This window comes from Actinoplanes rectilineatus (assembly GCF_000962825.1).
GTDB classification, from domain to species: Bacteria; Actinomycetota; Actinomycetes; order Mycobacteriales; family Micromonosporaceae; genus Actinoplanes; species Actinoplanes rectilineatus.
The window spans coordinates 1-1,396 of the sequence record NZ_JZKF01000199.1 but is presented as its reverse complement, the minus strand read 5'-3'; the positions used below and the strand labels follow the sequence as shown (position 1 = coordinate 1,396).

2 protein-coding genes are annotated in these 1,396 nt (G+C 65.6%); both read left to right on the top strand.

Features of this window, described 5'->3' with window-relative positions; genetic code table 11:
• Positions 1 to 691 (top strand): non-ribosomal peptide synthetase (locus WH85_RS46055; RefSeq protein ID WP_045748561.1); only part of this gene is annotated, 691 nt, incomplete at its 5' end.
• A 392-nt stretch (positions 692 to 1,083) separates the two neighbouring features.
• Positions 1,084 to 1,396: hypothetical protein (locus WH85_RS52020; protein WP_169792585.1), on the top strand; the 313-nt coding region annotated here is incomplete at its 3' end.

Here is a 1,396-nt window from a genome sequence, read left to right as displayed (position 1 = left end):
CGTCGCCGGGGACGGTGTCTCGGACGGCTATCTGGGTGATCCGGAGAAGACGGCGCAGCGGTTCCTGCCGGGTGGCTGGTATCGGACCGGTGACCTGGGGAGCCTGCTGCCGGACGGAACTCTGGTCTATCTGGGCCGGGCGGATCGCCAGGTGCAGTTGAAGGGCTATCGGATCGAGCTGGGTGAAGTCGAGGCCGCACTGCACGCCGTCCCTGGAGTGTCGGAATGCGTGGTGCGACTCGACGAGAAAGGCGCCGAACCGCGACTCGTCGCGTGGCTGGTGACCGGCGAACGGGACGACCGGGCGATCCGGGCGGCACTCAAGCCGCTGCTTCCCGCGTACATGATCCCCTCGCTCTTCTGCCGTGTGGAACGTCTCCCGCTGACCGCCAACGGCAAAGTCGACGACGCCGCACTGACCGTGTCCGTCCCGGAGGAGACGCGGGCGCCGTCCACCGGTGTGCCGCACGCCGACGAGATCGCCGAGATCTGGCGGCAGGTCATCGGGATCGACACGCTCTCCTACGACGACAATTTCTTCGACATCGGCGGCACGTCCATGCACGTCGCCGAGATCCACCGCCGCCTCGTCGACCGGTTCGTCGTGGACGACATCAAGATGGTGGACCTGTTCGAGTACCCGACCGTGAACGCCCTCGCCGGTTATCTCACGGATCTGCGGAACATCTGATTCCTCTCCTCTTCCACCGGAGAGAGAATTCCGCCGGGATATGTAATCCGCCCGGGGTAAACGCCGGAATGTCGAAATGCGCCGGACGGCGGGCGCGTGCGAATGTCTACCTGCAGTCGTGAGCCGGAAACCGGTCAGGGTCGACCGGATTTTCCCACTCGTTCCTCACGACCGCATTCCCCAGATGCCGAAGGGGCCCTGAGAGTTTGTATGTGACAAAAAGCGGGGGAACTGTGTCGACCTCAACAGTCGTGTCCAGCAACGACACTCTCACTGTTGCGCAACGAAAGCTTCTCACCCACCACCAGATCTTTCCCAAGGATTCCTCCTACAATCTCGCATTCGCCTACCGGGTGCGGGGCGCGGACCTGGCACGGCTGCGGAGGACCGCCGTGCGACTGCTCGAATGCGTGCAGGCGTTCAACACCACCTTTCCTCTGCACCGGGGGCAGCCGGTGCTGCTCCGGCACGGATCCGGCGAGCACCACGTCCCGGTCCGCCCGCTTCCCCCGGGTGGCGAGGCGGAACTGCTGCGCCGGGTCGCCGAGCAGGTGGACACCCCGATGCCGCCGGACATCTTCCCGCTGGCCGGGGTGGACCTGTACAGCGACGGCGGTGACCTGGTCTACCTGGTGATCCGGGCGGCGCACGTGGTGGCCGACGCGTACACGTACTACAACGTGTTCCGGCTGGCGTCGCGGCTCT